This is a genomic window from Microbacterium terregens (assembly GCF_039534975.1).
GTDB lineage: Bacteria > Actinomycetota > Actinomycetes > Actinomycetales > Microbacteriaceae > Microbacterium > Microbacterium terregens.
Genome location: NZ_BAAAWH010000001.1, coordinates 2,832,642 through 2,847,677 on the forward strand (window position 1 = coordinate 2,832,642; position 15,036 = coordinate 2,847,677).

The 15,036-nt window shown below is 68.6% G+C and carries 18 protein-coding genes; 10 read left to right on the forward strand and 8 right to left on the reverse strand.

Annotated features, from left to right (window positions below; genetic code table 11):
- Positions 1–313: 313 nt before the first annotated feature.
- Entirely contained in the window at positions 314–1,213 is a 900-nt protein-coding gene (locus ABD655_RS13125) for an alpha/beta fold hydrolase (RefSeq protein WP_344714586.1), read from the reverse strand.
- Between the two features lie 73 nt (positions 1,214–1,286).
- On the opposite strand from ABD655_RS13125, the gene ABD655_RS13130 reads away from it, so the two are divergent.
- The 4 genes from ABD655_RS13130 to ABD655_RS13145 all read left to right on the forward strand — a co-directional run bounded on the left by ABD655_RS13130 (position 1,287) and on the right by ABD655_RS13145 (position 4,881).
- Entirely contained in the window at positions 1,287–1,835 is a 549-nt protein-coding gene (locus tag ABD655_RS13130) for a TetR/AcrR family transcriptional regulator (RefSeq protein ID WP_344714587.1), read from the forward strand.
- 165 nt (positions 1,836–2,000) lie between these two features.
- A complete protein-coding gene (locus tag ABD655_RS13135) occupies positions 2,001–2,693 on the forward strand; it encodes a response regulator transcription factor (RefSeq protein ID WP_344714589.1) in 693 nt (230 codons plus the stop codon).
- 87 nt (positions 2,694–2,780) lie between these two features.
- Positions 2,781–4,472, forward strand: coding sequence for a sensor histidine kinase (locus ABD655_RS13140; protein ID WP_344714590.1), 1,692 nt, complete (start codon positions 2,781–2,783; stop codon positions 4,470–4,472).
- Positions 4,473–4,593: 121 nt separating this feature from the next.
- The gene (locus ABD655_RS13145; RefSeq protein ID WP_344714592.1) at positions 4,594–4,881 is read left to right on the forward strand and encodes a WXG100 family type VII secretion target; all 288 of its coding nucleotides are present in this window, start codon (positions 4,594–4,596) and stop codon (positions 4,879–4,881) included.
- A gap of 85 nt (positions 4,882–4,966) precedes the next feature.
- Here the strand turns inward: ABD655_RS13145 and groL are convergent, their stop codons facing one another.
- The 5 genes from groL to ABD655_RS13170 form a co-directional block, all read right to left on the reverse strand.
- Positions 4,967–6,586, reverse strand: coding sequence for a chaperonin GroEL (gene groL, locus ABD655_RS13150; protein ID WP_344714594.1), 1,620 nt, complete (start codon positions 6,584–6,586; stop codon positions 4,967–4,969).
- 204 nt (positions 6,587–6,790) lie between these two features.
- Positions 6,791–6,994: a cold-shock protein gene (locus ABD655_RS13155; RefSeq protein WP_344714596.1), complete on the reverse strand. Its 204-nt coding sequence runs from the start codon at positions 6,992–6,994 to the stop codon at positions 6,791–6,793.
- Between the two features lie 125 nt (positions 6,995–7,119).
- Complete coding sequence (locus ABD655_RS13160) at positions 7,120–7,695, reverse strand: LytR C-terminal domain-containing protein (protein WP_344714598.1); 576 nt, start codon at positions 7,693–7,695, stop codon at positions 7,120–7,122.
- Positions 7,696–7,772: 77 nt separating this feature from the next.
- The gene (locus tag ABD655_RS13165) at positions 7,773–8,024 is read right to left on the reverse strand and encodes a DUF3263 domain-containing protein (protein ID WP_344714599.1); all 252 of its coding nucleotides are present in this window, start codon (positions 8,022–8,024) and stop codon (positions 7,773–7,775) included.
- A gap of 9 nt (positions 8,025–8,033) precedes the next feature.
- Complete coding sequence (locus tag ABD655_RS13170; protein ID WP_344714600.1) at positions 8,034–9,020, reverse strand: DUF2332 family protein; 987 nt, start codon at positions 9,018–9,020, stop codon at positions 8,034–8,036.
- An 88-nt stretch (positions 9,021–9,108) separates the two neighbouring features.
- Here ABD655_RS13170 and msrB point away from each other — a divergent pair, with 88 nt between their 5' ends.
- Together msrB and ABD655_RS13180 are read left to right on the forward strand one after the other, a co-directional pair.
- Positions 9,109–9,516 (forward strand): peptide-methionine (R)-S-oxide reductase MsrB, encoded by a 408-nt coding sequence (gene msrB, locus ABD655_RS13175; protein WP_344714602.1) that lies wholly within the window; start codon positions 9,109–9,111, stop codon positions 9,514–9,516.
- Positions 9,513–10,100: a nitroreductase family protein gene (locus ABD655_RS13180; RefSeq protein ID WP_344714603.1), complete on the forward strand. Its 588-nt coding sequence runs from the start codon at positions 9,513–9,515 to the stop codon at positions 10,098–10,100. The genes msrB and ABD655_RS13180 overlap by 4 nt, the downstream gene beginning before the upstream one ends.
- 3 nt (positions 10,101–10,103) lie before the next feature.
- Here ABD655_RS13180 and ABD655_RS13185 read toward each other — a convergent pair whose 3' ends face one another.
- On the reverse strand, positions 10,104–11,033 hold the full coding sequence (locus tag ABD655_RS13185) for a DMT family transporter (protein ID WP_344715852.1): 930 nt from the start codon (positions 11,031–11,033) through the stop codon (positions 10,104–10,106).
- An 80-nt stretch (positions 11,034–11,113) separates the two neighbouring features.
- On the opposite strand from ABD655_RS13185, the gene ABD655_RS13190 reads away from it, so the two are divergent.
- The 4 genes from ABD655_RS13190 (at position 11,114) to ABD655_RS13205 (ending at position 14,018) form a co-directional block, all read left to right on the forward strand.
- On the forward strand, positions 11,114–11,773 hold the full coding sequence (locus ABD655_RS13190) for a hypothetical protein (protein ID WP_344714604.1): 660 nt from the start codon (positions 11,114–11,116) through the stop codon (positions 11,771–11,773).
- Positions 11,774–11,996: 223 nt separating this feature from the next.
- Positions 11,997–12,290, forward strand: a complete 294-nt coding sequence (locus tag ABD655_RS13195) for a hypothetical protein (RefSeq protein ID WP_344714606.1) — start codon at positions 11,997–11,999, stop codon at positions 12,288–12,290.
- A 169-nt stretch (positions 12,291–12,459) separates the two neighbouring features.
- A complete protein-coding gene (locus tag ABD655_RS13200) occupies positions 12,460–12,816 on the forward strand; it encodes a Rieske 2Fe-2S domain-containing protein (protein ID WP_344714608.1) in 357 nt (118 codons plus the stop codon).
- Entirely contained in the window at positions 12,813–14,018 is a 1,206-nt protein-coding gene (locus ABD655_RS13205) for an NAD(P)/FAD-dependent oxidoreductase (protein ID WP_344714610.1), read from the forward strand. The genes ABD655_RS13200 and ABD655_RS13205 overlap by 4 nt, the downstream gene beginning before the upstream one ends.
- Here ABD655_RS13205 and ABD655_RS13210 read toward each other — a convergent pair.
- Positions 13,972–14,901, reverse strand: coding sequence for an oxygenase MpaB family protein (locus ABD655_RS13210; RefSeq protein WP_344714612.1), 930 nt, complete (start codon positions 14,899–14,901; stop codon positions 13,972–13,974). The two genes, ABD655_RS13205 and ABD655_RS13210, sit on opposite strands and share 47 nt — an antisense overlap.
- Positions 14,902–15,036 lie beyond the last annotated feature (135 nt).

Consider the following 15,036-nt stretch of genomic DNA (forward strand, 5'->3'; position numbering starts at 1 on the left):
CGACCTCGCGATACCCGGCATCCGCCCCTCCCCGCGCCGCGCCTGCCCGGCCCGCGCTCCCCCGCCCCCGCCGCTCCGCTGTCACGACACGCCGACCCACGCCGCGGGTCGTGACAGGGGAACGCGGCGCTTCCCTGCCCACCTCCGCTCCGCTGTCACAACACGCCGACGCACGCCGCGGGTCGTGACAGGGGAACGACGCGCTTCCCTGCCCACCGCCGCTCCGCTGTCACAACACGCCGACGCACGCCGCGGGTCGTGACAGGGGAACGACGCGCTTCCCTGCCCACCGCCGCGAGCAGGACAGAGGCGATCAGCCCTGATCGGGTGGCCGCAACTCGAGAAAGGCCTGCACGCGACGAGCGACCTCGACCGGATTGTCGTCGACGAGGAAGTGCGCACCGCCCGGTACGAATTCGACCGTCGTATGGGGTGCGTCCTCCGGCCGAACCGTCAGCGCGTCCTTGGGCAGCAGCGCATCGTCCGACCCGAACAGCACCAGCGTCGGCGTCTGCAGGACTCGGCCGAGATACTTTCCCCTGATGACATTGACGAATCCCGGGAGGATGAGGCCCCGGTAGAGCTTCGAGGCCGCTCGTGCCCGGGCAGGATCGCGCAGAGCCTGAACGTACTCAGCCACATCCGCGTCGTTCATCGGCCGTATCTCGAAGCCACGAAGGAGCCACCGCGCGAGTCGCTGTCGCCCTTTCGACAGCAGGGCCGGCCCCAGCCCCGGAGTGGCGATCACCCACTGGAACCACAGGTGCGGCATCGCCTTCATCAGCCCCCGCATGAGCGCCGGGCTCATTCGAAAGTACGGCGCCGGAACCGCGACGGCGACGTACCGACGGATGCGCTCAGGATGATCCAGGCACAAGTCGAAGCCGACGAGGGCGCTCCAGTCGTGAGCGACCAGATCGACACGGTCCAGGCCGAGCGCGTCCAGGAGGGCGATCACGTCGCCCTTGACCGTGGCCGGCTCGTATCCGGTCGTCGGCGCGTCGGTCTGACCGGCACCCCGCAGGTCGGGGGCGATCAGGTGCGCACGCCCGGCGAGCGCCTTCATCACCGGCGCCCATTCCCGGGAGCTCTGCGGAAATCCGTGCAGCAGCAGCACCGGCATCCCCGACCCCGCCTCGCGAATGCGCACGTTCAATCCGCGAATCTCGAGCGTCCGATCGGCGATGGCGACGGCATCCATCTTCTCTTCCATGGCGGAAGGATACTACTTTCATAGTACCGTGTCACTACTTCCGTAGTAGGGACGCGCAGCCTATCGTCGGCGTGTGAGCAGGACACGTGAGAGAGCACTGGATGCCGCCCTCGAGCTCGTCGGAGACGAAGGCATACGCTCTCTCACCCACGCGCGCGTGGACGAGCGGGCCGGCCTGCCGAAGGGGTCGACGTCGAACTGGTTCCGGACACGAGATGCACTCGTCGCCGGTCTCGTCACGTGGATCGCGGAGAACGAGCGCGCCGACTTCGCCGATGCGGGCGCACCCGCGATCAGCACACCGGACGAGCTGATCGATGCGCTTTCCGCGGTCATCATCGCGCAGACGCAGCTGTTCGCCGGGCGCACCCGAGCGCGGTATGCCCTTTTCCTCGAGGGCATGAACGACCCGCAGCTGCTCGCGCCGCTCGTTCAGCAGCGCGCGTTGTACGTCGAGTGGACGACCGCCCTTCTCCGCGGCATCGGCGCCGTCCACCCGACGGAGGCCGTTCGCACGCTCATGGCCGCCGGCGACGGGCTCATCTTCCACCGCCTGACGATCGACCCGGATGCCGATGTGCGCCCCGTCGTGGAGCGCGCCGTGCACGCCTGCTTGGACTGAAGCCGGCGTCGCGATACCCGCCGCCCGCCCCTTGCCCGCGCGCACCCTCGCTCGCCTGCCACAACACGCCGCCGCGGCCCGCAGAGCGGGACAGCGGAGCCCCCGCCCGGCGGTCGCCACGCCAGCTTCCCACCTCTTGACCTGAGACCACGCAATAATGAGGGCATGACCGCACCGCGCATCCTGGTCGTCGACGACGAGCCGAACATCCGCGACCTGCTCATCACGAGCCTCAGGTTCGCCGGATTCCAGGTCAGGGCCGTCTCCAACGGCGCCCAGACGATCTCGGCCGTCCTCGAAGAAGAACCAGACCTGATCATCCTCGACGTCATGCTGCCCGACATGAACGGCTTCAGCGTGACCAAGCGCCTCCGCGGCGCCGGCTACACCGCTCCGATCCTGTTCCTCACCGCGAAGGACGAGACCGAGGACAAGATCGCCGGGCTCAACGCCGGCGGCGACGACTACGTCACCAAGCCGTTCAGCCTCGACGAGATCGTCGCGCGCATCCAGGCGATCCTGCGCCGCACCATGCAGGCCGACGAGGAATCCGTCATCCGCGCCGGCGAGCTCACGATGGACCAGGACACCCACGACGTGCTGGTCGGCGACGTCTCGATCGACCTCAGCCCCACCGAGTTCAAGTTGCTGCGCTACCTGATGCTGAATCCCAACCGCGTGCTGTCCAAGGCGCAGATCCTCGACCACGTGTGGGAGTACGACTTCAACGGGGATGCCGGCATCGTCGAGAGCTACATCTCCTACCTGCGACGCAAGATCGATCCGCACTCCACAGAACCCCTCATCCAGACCAAGCGCGGCTTCGGGTACATGCTCAAAGCCGGCAAGACCGCCTGACGCGGTCCCTGATCCAAGGGGGCCGCCCTGGCGAAGAAGACGGACGCGGTCACCCGAGGGTGGCGTGGCCTGAGCCTGCGCGCGAAGGTGACCGGCGTCACGGTCGCGGTGCTCGCCATCGGCCTGTTCGCGACGGGTGCCGGTGCGACCGTCTTCTTCCGCAATGCACTGATCGCCAACCTTGAAAGCACGGTCCAGCAGGCGGCCACGGCGGAAACCGCCTCGGGACTGTTCGACATCGAGGTGGTCAACGGGGTCCCCCAGGTGTCCGACAAGAGCGATCCGCCGCGCACCGACTACCACGTCGCCCTGTACGCCGCGGAGCCACCCGGGGTGCTTCTGATCAGCGGCGGCGGCGGGACCCCGACGCCGGACTTCCCCGCGGAGTTCGCACTCGAGAAGACCTTGATCGTCGGTATCGACACGTTCGCGCTCGAAGACGCCGAGACCGGCGCGCAGTTCCGCGCCAGCGTCGCTCCGCTCGAGGTCAACGGCAGTCTGCTCACGCAGATGGTGGCGCTGCCGACCGCACCCGTCAATCAGGCGATCGCCACGTTCCTCGGGATCTACAGCATCCTGTCGGTGATCGCCATCATCAGCGGTGCGCTGCTGACGCGCTGGCTCGTGACCCTGACGTTCCGCAGCCTGGGCCAGGTCGAAAAGACCGCGATGGCCATCGCTGCGGGTGATTTCAGTCAGCGGCTGACCGACATCGAACCGATGAGCACCGAGGTCGGCCGTCTCAAGTCGGCCATCAACGCCATGCTCGGCCGGGTGGATGCCGCGCTGCACCAGCGCGACGCATCGGTGCGGCAGATGCGACGCTTCATCGGCGATGCGAGCCACGAGCTGCGCACGCCGCTGGTCACCGTCCGCGGCTACGCCGAGCTGTATCGGATGGGCGCCATCTCGGGCGATGACGATGTCGCGCAGGCGATGGACCGCATCGAGAAAGAAGCGGTGCGCATGGGCGTGCTCGTCGAGGACCTGCTCGCGCTGGCCCGGCTCGACGAACGTCGCGACGTCATCATCGCCCCCGTCGATCTGCGACCGATCGCGCGGGATGCCGCGCTCGACCTGCGTGCGACGTCTCCGCATCGTCCGGTCACCGTCATCGATTTGACGCTCGAGGCGCCCGCCTCGCGCTCCGACTGGCGTGCCGAAACAGCGGCGGAGTCCGAGCAGAACGCACGTCGACGCGCGGGCCTGCCCACGTCGGCGATCGCCCGCGTGAGCGGCGGCGCGCTCTCGCTGCTGCGTCGCCGGCAACGCATCGCCGCCTCCGGTGAGCAGGCGCATCCCGATCAGATCGTGCCTCCCGAGCCGGCGGCAGCCGCCGAGCCGGTTCGCCCGATCGTGCTCGGGGACGAGAACCGGATCCGCCAGGTGGTCGCGAACCTGCTCGGAAACGCGCGACGCTTCACCGCCGAGGACTCCCCGATCGACCTGCGCGTCGGTGTCGACGCCGAAGCCGGGATGGGCTGGATCGAGGTCGCCGATCACGGCGAGGGGATCCCGCCCCAGATCCGCGAGAAGATCTTCCAGCGATTCTGGCGTGCCGACACCTCCCGCGCCCGGGAGACGGGCGGCACCGGACTCGGCCTGTCGATCGTCGCGTCGATCGTCGAGGCACTGCACGGCACCGTCTCTGTACGGGACACTCCCGGCGGCGGCGCGACGTTCCGTGTCGGTATCCCCCTGGCAGGCGACCGGGATGCCGAGGAGCACCTGTTCATCGAGACGCAGCCGCTCACGCGGTTCGAGTCCCCCGTCGACTGAGCGTCCCCTCCTCCCCAGCCGGGAGTGTGCGCAGGCCTCTGACAAGCGCGCCCGGTGAGCGGACCAGTGCCACCGCCGGCTTCTAGCGTGGGAACCCCGATCAACCGATCAAGGAGCCCTCATGGCCGTCTTCTCCGTCGACAGCGACGCCGTCCTTGCCACCACGACCGCCGTGCGCGGCACCATCGACCGACTGCAGGGCGAGACGCAGGCGATGCTCACCCAGCTCACTCAGCTGCAGGCCACCTGGACAGGAAGCGCGTCGGTCGCCTTCTCCACGGTCATCGACCAGTGGCGCGCGACCCAGCGGCAGGTGGAGGACAGCCTGACCGCCATCAACACGGCTCTGGCCGCGGCGGGTCGTCAGTACGCGGACGCCGAGCAGGCCACCACGAGCCTGTTCCGCTGAGCCGGGCCCCCACCGGCAACGACGAAGGCCCCTCCCGGAGGAGGGGCCTTCGTTTCATGCTTTTACTGCGTGCTACTCGCTGGACTTAGAAGTCCATGCCACCGGTCGGGTCACCGGCCGGAGCGGATGCGCGCTCGGGCTTGTCGGCGACGACGGCCTCGGTGGTGAGGAACAGCGCAGCGATCGATGCGGCGTTCTGCAGGGCAGAGCGCGTGACCTTCGCCGGGTCGATGATGCCCTGTGCGAACAGGTCACCGTACTCGCCCGTCGCGGCGTTCAGGCCGTGACCGGTGGGCAGCGATGCGACCTTGTCGGCCACAACTCCGGGCTCGAGGCCCGCGTTGAGGGCGATCTGGCGCAGCGGTGCCTCGATGGCAACGCGAACGATGTTCGCGCCGGTCGCCTCGTCACCGGTCAGGCTCAGTGTCGCGAACGCGACCTTGCCTGCCTGGATCAGCGCGACGCCACCACCGGGGACGATGCCCTCTTCGACCGCAGCCTTCGCGTTGCGGACAGCGTCCTCAATGCGGTGCTTGCGCTCCTTGAGCTCGACCTCGGTTGCCGCGCCCGCCTTGATGACGGCGACGCCACCTGCGAGCTTGGCGAGACGCTCCTGGAGCTTCTCGCGGTCGTAGTCGCTGTCGGTGTTGTCGATCTCGCGGCGGATCTGGGTCACGCGACCCTCGATCTGAGCGGCATCTCCGGCACCTTCGATGATCGTCGTCTCGTCCTTGGTGATGATCACCTTACGAGCACGGCCGAGCAGGTCCAGCGTGGCGTTCTCCAGCTTGAGACCGACCTCTTCGGTGACGACCTGGCCACCGGTGAGGATCGCGATGTCCTGCAGCTGCGCCTTACGACGGTCGCCGAAGCCGGGAGCCTTGACGGCCGCCGACTTGAAGATGCCGCGGATCTTGTTGAGCACGAGAGTCGCAAGCGCCTCGCCCTCGACGTCCTCGGCGATGATGACGAGCTCCTTGCCGTCCTGGATCACCTTGTCGACGATCGGCAGAAGATCCTTGATGTTCGAGATCTTCTGGTTGGCGATCAGGATGTACGCGTCCTCGAACACGGCCTCCTGGCGCTCCGGGTCGGTGACGAAGTAAGGGTTGATGAAACCCTTGTCGAAACGCATGCCCTCGGTGAGCTCGAGCTCGGTGCCGAACGTCTGCGACTCCTCGACGGTGACGACGCCTTCCTTGCCGACCTTGTCGATCGCCTCGGCGATCAGGTCACCAATGGTGGTGTCAGCCGCGGAGATCGAAGCGGTAGCCGCGATCTGCTCCTTCGACTCGACGGGCTTGGCCGAAGCGAGCAGTTCGTCGGAGATGGCCTGGACGGCCTTCTCGATGCCCCGCTTCAGCGAGATGGGGTCTGCGCCGGCCGCGACGTTGCGCAGGCCTTCGCGGACAAGTGCCTGGGCCAGCACGGTTGCGGTGGTGGTGCCGTCGCCAGCGACGTCGTCGGTCTTCTTGGCGACCTCCTTGACGAGCTCCGCGCCGATCTTCTCGAACGGGTCGTCGAGTTCGATCTCCTTAGCGATCGAGACGCCGTCGTTCGTGATCGTGGGGGCGCCCCACTTCTTCTCAAGTACGACGTTGCGACCGCGGGGGCCCAGTGTCACCTTGACGGCGTCAGCCAGGATGTTTAGGCCGCGCTCGAGACCACGACGGGCCTCCTCGTCGAAAGCGATGATCTTAGCCATATGTCTTCTCGTCCCTCCCGGACGTATGCGAATTCTTAGCACTCAGATGTGTCGAGTGCTAATCCATTCTGGCACTCGGCACTACCGAGTGCAAGCCGCGGGAAGCGAGTGCGACCTCGGGCGTCATCTGCGTCGGGAGGAAATGCTGCCGTCGGCGTCGACGGGCGACTGCGTGGGGATGCCGCGCTTCGAACGAGAAGCGGGTCAGACGACGACGCGAACGGACTCCGCCTGGGGGCCTTTCTGCCCGGCACCCACGGTGAACTCCACGGTCTGCCCCTCCTCGAGGACACGAAAACCGCTCATGTCGATGTTGGAGTAGTGGACGAAGACGTCCTGCCCCTCTGCCACGGTGATGAAGCCGAAGCCCTTCTCGGCGTTGAACCACTTCACGGTGCCCTGGGTCATGAGACTCTCCTGTATTGCGGGGAACACCGCCATCGTATGCACGCGGATGGGCCCGGAATCAGGTCGGGAACGACTGTTGACACACGTGCATCGAACTGTTTACCGGCGTGTAACACGCCGTGCCGTCACGGTGCGGGAGTGGCATCCGGCGGCGTCGATGTGCGATCGAGTCCGATGACGATCGTCAGCTGCCTCGCTTCGGGATCGTCCGCCGGCTGGTACACGTCGCTCTGCTCGATCCTCGCGCCGCCGATCACCTCCGCCAGGCCGGCCGCGGCCGCCTCGTCGGCGGGGAGGTAGTAGTAGATCGTCGTCTCCGCGAAGTCGGTCGAGCCGGCCTCGCTGGCAAGCACGGTGTCCTCGGCCCAGCCTGCGGCGATCACGACATCCTTCGTCTGCGTCGCCAACCCGGCCTCCGGGGTGGCGTTCAGGACCAGGACGTCGAAGGTGGGGTCGACGACCGGCGTCACGATCGGCAGCGGGGCGACGGTCGGCTCAGGGGTCGGGAACAGCACCACCCGGCCACTGACCAGAAGCGTTCCGAAGATGCCGACCGTGATGAGGACCACCGTCGCGAGCACCGCCCAGAACAGGACGACCCACCCGCGCATCCGTGGGTTCTCGGCTCGATGAGCGCCGACCCGGCCCACATCCGCGGGAAGGTCGTCGAAGCGGTCCCGCGGGAAGGTCGTTCTCGGCACCCCCCGATGGTACCTGCCCGCGGCCCACGACCGTGCTGACTGCTGGGCCGGCATCGGGGGCGGCGGCGGCGCGTCGGCTAGCGGGGACTGCCCGAGGCGCGTGCGACGCGTGCCCGCTGCCGCTCGTCGCGAATGCGGCGCAGTCGCTTCACGAGCATGGGATCCTGCTCCTGCGCATCGGTGGTGTCGATCAGCCGGGCCAGGAGCTGGTAGTAGCGTGCCGGCGACAGACCGAGATCGGCGCGGATCGCCTCCTCCTTCGCCCCGGCGTGCCGGAGCCACTCCGCCTCGAACTTGAGGATGGCGCGGTCGCGGTCGCTGAGGGGCACGCGCTCACGCTAGCGCCGCTCGCCCGCCTCATCCGCGCGCCACTCCACGGAGGCCCCGAGCGGGTCGACCGTCGCGAGCGCCACCCCGTCGCGGCCGAGGATGAATCCCCCCGGCACGGCGTCGTCGATGCCGGGGTTCCACTGCCGGTGCAATCCCGACGGGTCGATCGAGACCCAGACCGCGTCCAGCCCCGCGATGATCGAGAGCAGCCGGTCTCGGCCGGGCCGCGGAATGTGTGGGAGCACCCCCGGTGTGGTCACCACGAGGGTCGCATCCGCCGGCGCGGACGCGGCAAGCCGTTCGAGCACCCCGGGCATCGTCGCGTCGCGGCGCGCCAGCAGCGGCCGCTCGCGGGCGACCAGGTCGAGCGCGGCTTCTATCCGCGCGGCGCGGCCCTCCTCCCCCGGCCAGACCAGGCTGAGCAGGAAGCGGCGGTCGTCGGCATCCGACGCATCGAGGGGTGCCAGGTCGACGCCGGCGCGCCAGATCACCTCCGGCATGCGCAGAGGCGGATGTCCGCGGACCGCCGATTCGAGGATCACCGCCGAGGCACCGTCGGGCGGGTCGAGGTCGGGTCCACCGCGGTAGCGGTACGAGTAGCGGTCGGGATACAGGCACAGGCCGGCACTCGCCCCGACCTCCAGCAGTGCGAGAGGACCGTCGATGCCGCTGAGCGCAGGCAGCAGTGCGGCGCATCGCAGCGGGTCGTTGGTCTGCAGGCTGCGCTGCGTGCACTCCGCCACGACAGCGTCCTGATGCGCGACCACCCACTCCGCCCACTCCGGGTAGCGCCCCTCCGGTGCCCCGAGCATCCGCGTGACGGCGAACACGAGCGGCGGCTGCCGACGCGCGGGCGGGATGCGCCCGAGGATGCCCTGCAGAACGTCGTCGTCCGCGACGCCCGACGCCCACTCGGCGTAGAGGGCCGACCGACCTGCCGCCTCTTCGAGTGCGAAGCGCTGATAGCGTTCGGCGACAGCGGCGGCGGCATCCACTGTTCCATTGTCGTGGTGATCCGGTACACGCGCGCGACCCGGGGGCCCTCCGGTGGGCGAGAATGGACACTGGCTAAGGAGGACTCCCATGACCTACAGCGTTCAGAAGAGCGACGAGCAGTGGCGTGCCGAACTCGCTCCCGAGCAGTACGAGGTGCTGCGCGAGGCTGCCACCGAGCGCCCGTGGACGGGTGAGCTTCTCGACGAGAGTCGCGCCGGGCTCTACACCTGCGCGGCGTGCGGCACGGAGCTGTTTCAGAGCGGGACCAAGTTCGACTCGCACTGCGGCTGGCCGAGCTTCTACGAGTCGGTGCGTCCCGAGGCGGTCGAGCTGATCGAAGACCGCACGCACGGGATGCTGCGCACAGAGGTGCGCTGCGCGACGTGCGGGTCGCACCTGGGACATGTCTTCCCCGATGGTGTGGGCACCCCCACGGGCGACCGCTACTGCATGAACTCGCTCGCACTCGATTTCACCCCCGAATCCGGGTCATGAGCGTCCCCGTGCTGGAGGCGGTGCGCGCGCGCCGCTCCTGGTCGAAGGTGACGGATGCCGCGCCGACACACGCTCAGCTGCTGACGCTCGTCTCGGCCGCAGGGCGCGTCGCCGACCACTCGTCGCTGCAGCCCTGGCGTCTGATCGAGCTGCGCGGAGCCGACCGGGAGCGCCTCGGCAGGGCGATCAACAAGGCCAACGGAGACAAGGGCTCGTCGACGAAGCCGCTTCGCGCGCCTCTGCTGATCGCGGTTGTGGCCAGTTACCGCAAGAGCGACAAGGTCCCCCGCTGGGAGCAGGAGGCCGTGGCGTCGGGCGTGGCGCACGTGCTGAGCCTGCTGCTGGATGAGGCCGGCTGGGGCGTCATCTGGCGCACCGGTCACTACACCCGCAGCAAGGCGGTCGCCAAGCTGCACGGCCTGGACAAGCGCGAAGAACTGCTGGGCTGGCTGTACGTCGGCGGCAAGCCGGCGAAGGCGCGGCTCGGACGACGGAAGGGCATCGACGCTCGCCGCCACCTCACGCGTCTGCCCGCCGATGCGCACTCGATCGAGCGCATCGACGCCGCCGCGGACGAGGTCTGACCGCTAGCGCCGCAGACGGCGCCACGGCACCGTCGCGACGACGACAGACAGCAGAGCGACGATCACCATGCTGATCGCCTGCGCAAAGCCCGGGCCCGCGGGTGCCGGCCAGACCACGTCGATCACGAACGAGGCGATCAGCTGTCCGGCGACGACTCCGAGCCCGAGCAGGAGCACGCCGGTGTGCGCGACCAGCGCGGCCGACAGCACGATGTAGACCACGCCGATCCCGCCGCCGACGTACAGCCACGGATCCGTCGGCGCCGACGCCGGCAACCCGACGAGCGCGACGTGGATCGCTGCGGCGACGACCAGGATGATCGTCCCGCCGATGAAGTTGACCAGCGTCGCGGTGAACGGCGATCCGACCCGCTGCTTGAGCCGCCCGTTGGTCGCCTGCTGCCACGCGACGCCGACACCGGTCACCAGGGGCAGCACCAGCAGCCACAGCGGGATGCCGCTCAGCCCGTCACCGACCACGGCGATGCCGACGGCGACGAGCGCGAGGCCGCCGCCGGCCAGCCGCGGCAGTGTCACGGCGACCACTCCCGCCGGTCCGAACCCGGCGCGATCCAGCACGAGCCCGCACACGGTCTGGCCCGCGACCACGCCGACGGTGAACAGCGAGACGCCGATGATGCCCACGGCCAACCCCTGTGTCGCCACGGTCAGGGCTCCCGCGGCACCGCCTGCCAGCATCCACCACGGGATGCCGCGGGACCGAACCCCGGAGATGAGCGCGGTGAATCCGCGGCGTCCGGACGGCACGGCGAGGGACACGACGATGAGGATCAGCAGCCCGGACCCGAAGGATATGAGACCTGCCACGAGGCCGTCGTCGAGACGAACACCGAGCTGCCCGTTGATGCGTGCCTGTGCCGCGGTCAGCACCCCGACCAGCACGGCACCGCCGAGCGATATCCAGGCGGGCATTTGTCGTCGCGTCACTTCCCCATCATGCCGTGATGCCGGCCGCGCACCCGCCCGAGCGAGGTGTGTGGTTACCCTGAAGTGTGTCTGTCTCCAAGCGTCGGCGCGGTCTGCTGACATGGTTGCCGGCCGCGATCCTCGTGCTCGTGATCTTGCTCGTGGTCGTGGCGGCATTCGCCGTGCAGGGTTCCTGGTGGGCGGAGGAGAACCCGGCTGCGTCCTCGGACCAGAAGGCCTCGGACGGTTCCAGCATGCTCACCGACGCAGGGTTCGACTACGTCAACGTCGAGGGCACCGTCCGAGTGCGCATCGGCGAGGGCGCACTGGCCGCGGATCAACTCGGCCTGGGCGGCGACGCGCAGAAGTCGGCGGAGTTCCGGCGCCCGGTACGGGCGGTCATCGCGGGCCGCGACGACGTCTACGTCGTCGATGACGTCATCGCGCTGACCACGGCGAGCCGAGACGGCGAGCTCGCGTCGGTGACGCTGACCCTGGACAACCCTGGGACGTGGTCGGATGCCGTGGCCGAGGTCCGCGGCCTCGCGCCGACGTTCGGCTGGGATGAGACGCAGATCGACGCCCTGGATGATGAGCTCGGCCGCTTCAACCGGAACGCAACGGACGGTGCTTTCACAGCCACCGTCGGTCCTTCCGACGGTGGCGCTCGGGTCACTGCGACGTTGGTCTTCGATCGCGGCAACGGCACCATGCTCGTGAGCCTCACCTTCGAGCCGGGCAGTTGAGGGGGCGGGGAGAACGCCGCATCCATTGCCGCTTTGGACCGACGGGGTTATCCTCAGGGTGACGTTCGGACGGGTGGGATCACCGGTCGGGGCCGCGCGGCGGGGCAGGGTGGCTCCAGCGCAGAGGACCTCGTCGACGAACCGTCCGATGTCAGTGGGCCGCGCCGATCGTCAGGTGGCGCGTGGCCCGCTCAGGGCTGGGCACCTGACCTTGGGAGTGGACATGGCAAGAGCGGTGGACTCCAGGTTCGAACTGAAGCGATTGACTGCGACGGAATGGGTGATCAACGACAACTGGTTCGCATTCAACGATCCACGACGCGCGGTCGCGTGCGTCGATGAGATCAGCGAGGTCGAGGTCGAGGTGATCTGGTTGCGGGAGTTGTCGCTGCCGGACCGCTACCCCTCGGTCCGGGCGGTTCTCGAGGACGTCTTCACGACGGTCTCGGCATCCACCAAGCCGACGCCGATTCCGCACCGGCGCCCCGCGACGCACAACTCAGCCATGGCAGGGTGAGCCGACCCATCCGGCGACATCTCTCGCGACACGCCGCGGATCGTTCCCCGGAAGCCGAAGAGGGAACGTGAACCCGGAACATCGGATGTGAGGATCCGGCAGCGACGTGGTCCGGGGCGCCCCGTCTGCGCGTGCGAGCGAGCAATCCGCGCGCTGATACGGTGACCGGATGGGGATGCCGACGAAGACCGCTAATTCGATCAAGGTGGGTGTCGTCGGAGACATCGACGAGGACGAGGCGCTGGTGGTTCCGCGCGCGACCGCAGGCACACTCGACGACATCGCAGTGATCTTCAGCGACGGCCGATACTTCGCGATCGACGACACATGCACGCACGAGCAGACCTCCCTCGCCGAGGGGTGGATCGAGGCGGGGTGCGTGGAGTGCCCGCTGCACTCGTCCACGTTCCGGCTCACTGATGGTGCGGTGCTCTCACCCCCGGCGCAGCGGGGTGTCGTGGCGCACACCATCGAGGTCGTGGGTGAGGATCTGATGCTCACCCCGAACCCCGAGCGCCTGGCGTGAGCGACCACCGACGAATCGTCATCGTCGGCGGGGGGATCGCGGGGTGGACCGTCGCCTCGTCCCTGCGCGAAGGCGGCTACGACGGAGCGATCACGGTCATCGAACGAGAGCCGGCCTGCTACGACAGACCACCGCTGTCGAAGACCGCGCTCGTCGATCGCTCCCCCTTGGCCGCGCTGGCGTTCGCCGACGATGCGAAGCTCGTCGAGCTTCGCATCGATGCACGCGTCGGCCGCACCGTGACGAGACTGGATGCCGCGAACCTGTCCGTGCTCCTCGACGACGGCGAAAGCCTCATCGGCGACGCGGTGGTCCTGGCGACCGGCGCGCTCGCACGGGTGCCTTCTTTTCCCGGTGCTCACCTGCCCGGTGTGAGCACGCTGAGAACATATGCGGATGCCGCGACCCTCCAGGCGCTCATCGGCCGCACCGTGGCCGTGGTCGGTGCCGGGCTCATCGGTGCGGAAGCGGCCGCGGCCCTCCGCCAGGCCGGTTCGGAGGTCGTGCTGATCGACCCGAACGAGGTGCCCGGCATACGAGCCTTCGGCCCCACCATGGCAGAGCACCTTCACGGGATGCACGCCGCGCATGGCGTCGACACGCGCGCGGACAGCATCGCCGGTGTCACGACAGCAGGCGGAAGACTCCGCGTCGCGCTCACGCGCGGGGGTTCGATCGACGTGGACGGAGTCCTGGTGGGAACGGGGATCGTCATCGACACCGCTCTCGCAGAGGCGGCAGGCCTCGAGGTCGACGAAGGCATCGTCGTCGACGACGCGGGCCGCACCTCGGCACCGCGCGTCTTCGCCGTCGGCGACGCGACGCGCCGGCGCCTGCCCGGCGACCTCGCCGCCTCCCGAGGTCATTGGGAAGCGGCGAGGCTGGACGGTCGAGCGGTCGCGGCGGAGATCCTGAACTCCACCCCGGAACCGCGCGGGGCCGACTGGTTCTGGTCAGACCGCTACGGGAGCCACATCGAGGTCGTCGGAGACATGACCGGAGACGGTCGTGAGGTCGTGCGACCTGGTCCGCATCCCACCGCCTTCCGGATCGATGGCGGCCTGTTGGTCGGCGCATGCAGCGTCGATGACCCGATGGCCGTGCGCGCGGCACGGCGGCTGATCGATCGCTCGGTGCTACTCAGCGCCGACCAGCTCACCGATCCGAACCTGCCGCTGCGCTCACTGGTGCCCCGGGGCTGACTGGCGCTCCGGCCGACTTCTTGACACGGACCTTCTGATAGGGCTTCGCGATCGAGTCGCCGATGGCCTGCGCCATGAGCTGTTCGGCGGTCTGATTCTTGCGGGAGAGCTTCGCGATCCACTTGGTGAACCGTGCGCCTCGGGCGAGCTCCTTCGCACTGCGGTCCTCCAGCGCGTAGAAAAGCAGCGCGCTCGGGGGAAGCAGCGAGAGCACGCCGTTGAGCACCTGACGGGTGACCCACTTCGCGACGGGACCCTTCACGTCGGGATGACGGAGCGAGTGGCCGGCCAGAGCGGCGAAGATGGTCAGCGACTTGGTGTTCAGGTCGCTCTTGATGTACTCGTCCAGCTCCGCGAAGGTGTCGAAGTACGGCCCCGGGACGAACAGCTTCTGTGCGCCCAGCCGGGACTCGACCACGACTCGGTCGGCGTCCGCAGTGGACAGGCCCGGTCCGAACTCCTGGTAACCGCGCACGGCCGACCAGATGTACGTCCACCAGGTCCAGCGCTGCCACGCCGGCTGCTTCGCGCTCACCACCTCGCCGGTCTCCGGGTTGGTCCACGAGGAGCGGTCGTGGAGCTTGTCCACATGTGCTGCCGCGGCATCCGAGTGCGCCTTGTCGGCGAAGACCGCGTCGCGCAGATAGGCGGAGGTCCGGTCGAACCGGGCCGCCATCGCCTCCGGGCCGTCACTGGTCACAGAAACGCGTTCGAAGTGGGTCATCATGCCCGCCTCGAGCATCTGCAGGAAGATCGCGTTCTTCGCCCCCAGCATCGAGCCGGGATCGGAGAAGACCCGCCACGAAACGCTGTCGGGACCGTAGTACCCGTCGTCAGCGCGTGGTGCGTCGGCCAGTGATCGGCTTGGGTAGACGTCCGTCATTGCATGTTCCCCTTCCGGAACGAGCACCCGGCGCCCCCTGCGCCATTCGACCCCAGCCACGCGTACGGTGCGTGGGGCCTGGCGCTTCTTTTCGACCCTATTCCAAAGCGACCCCTCGCTCACCGCGACACGGCC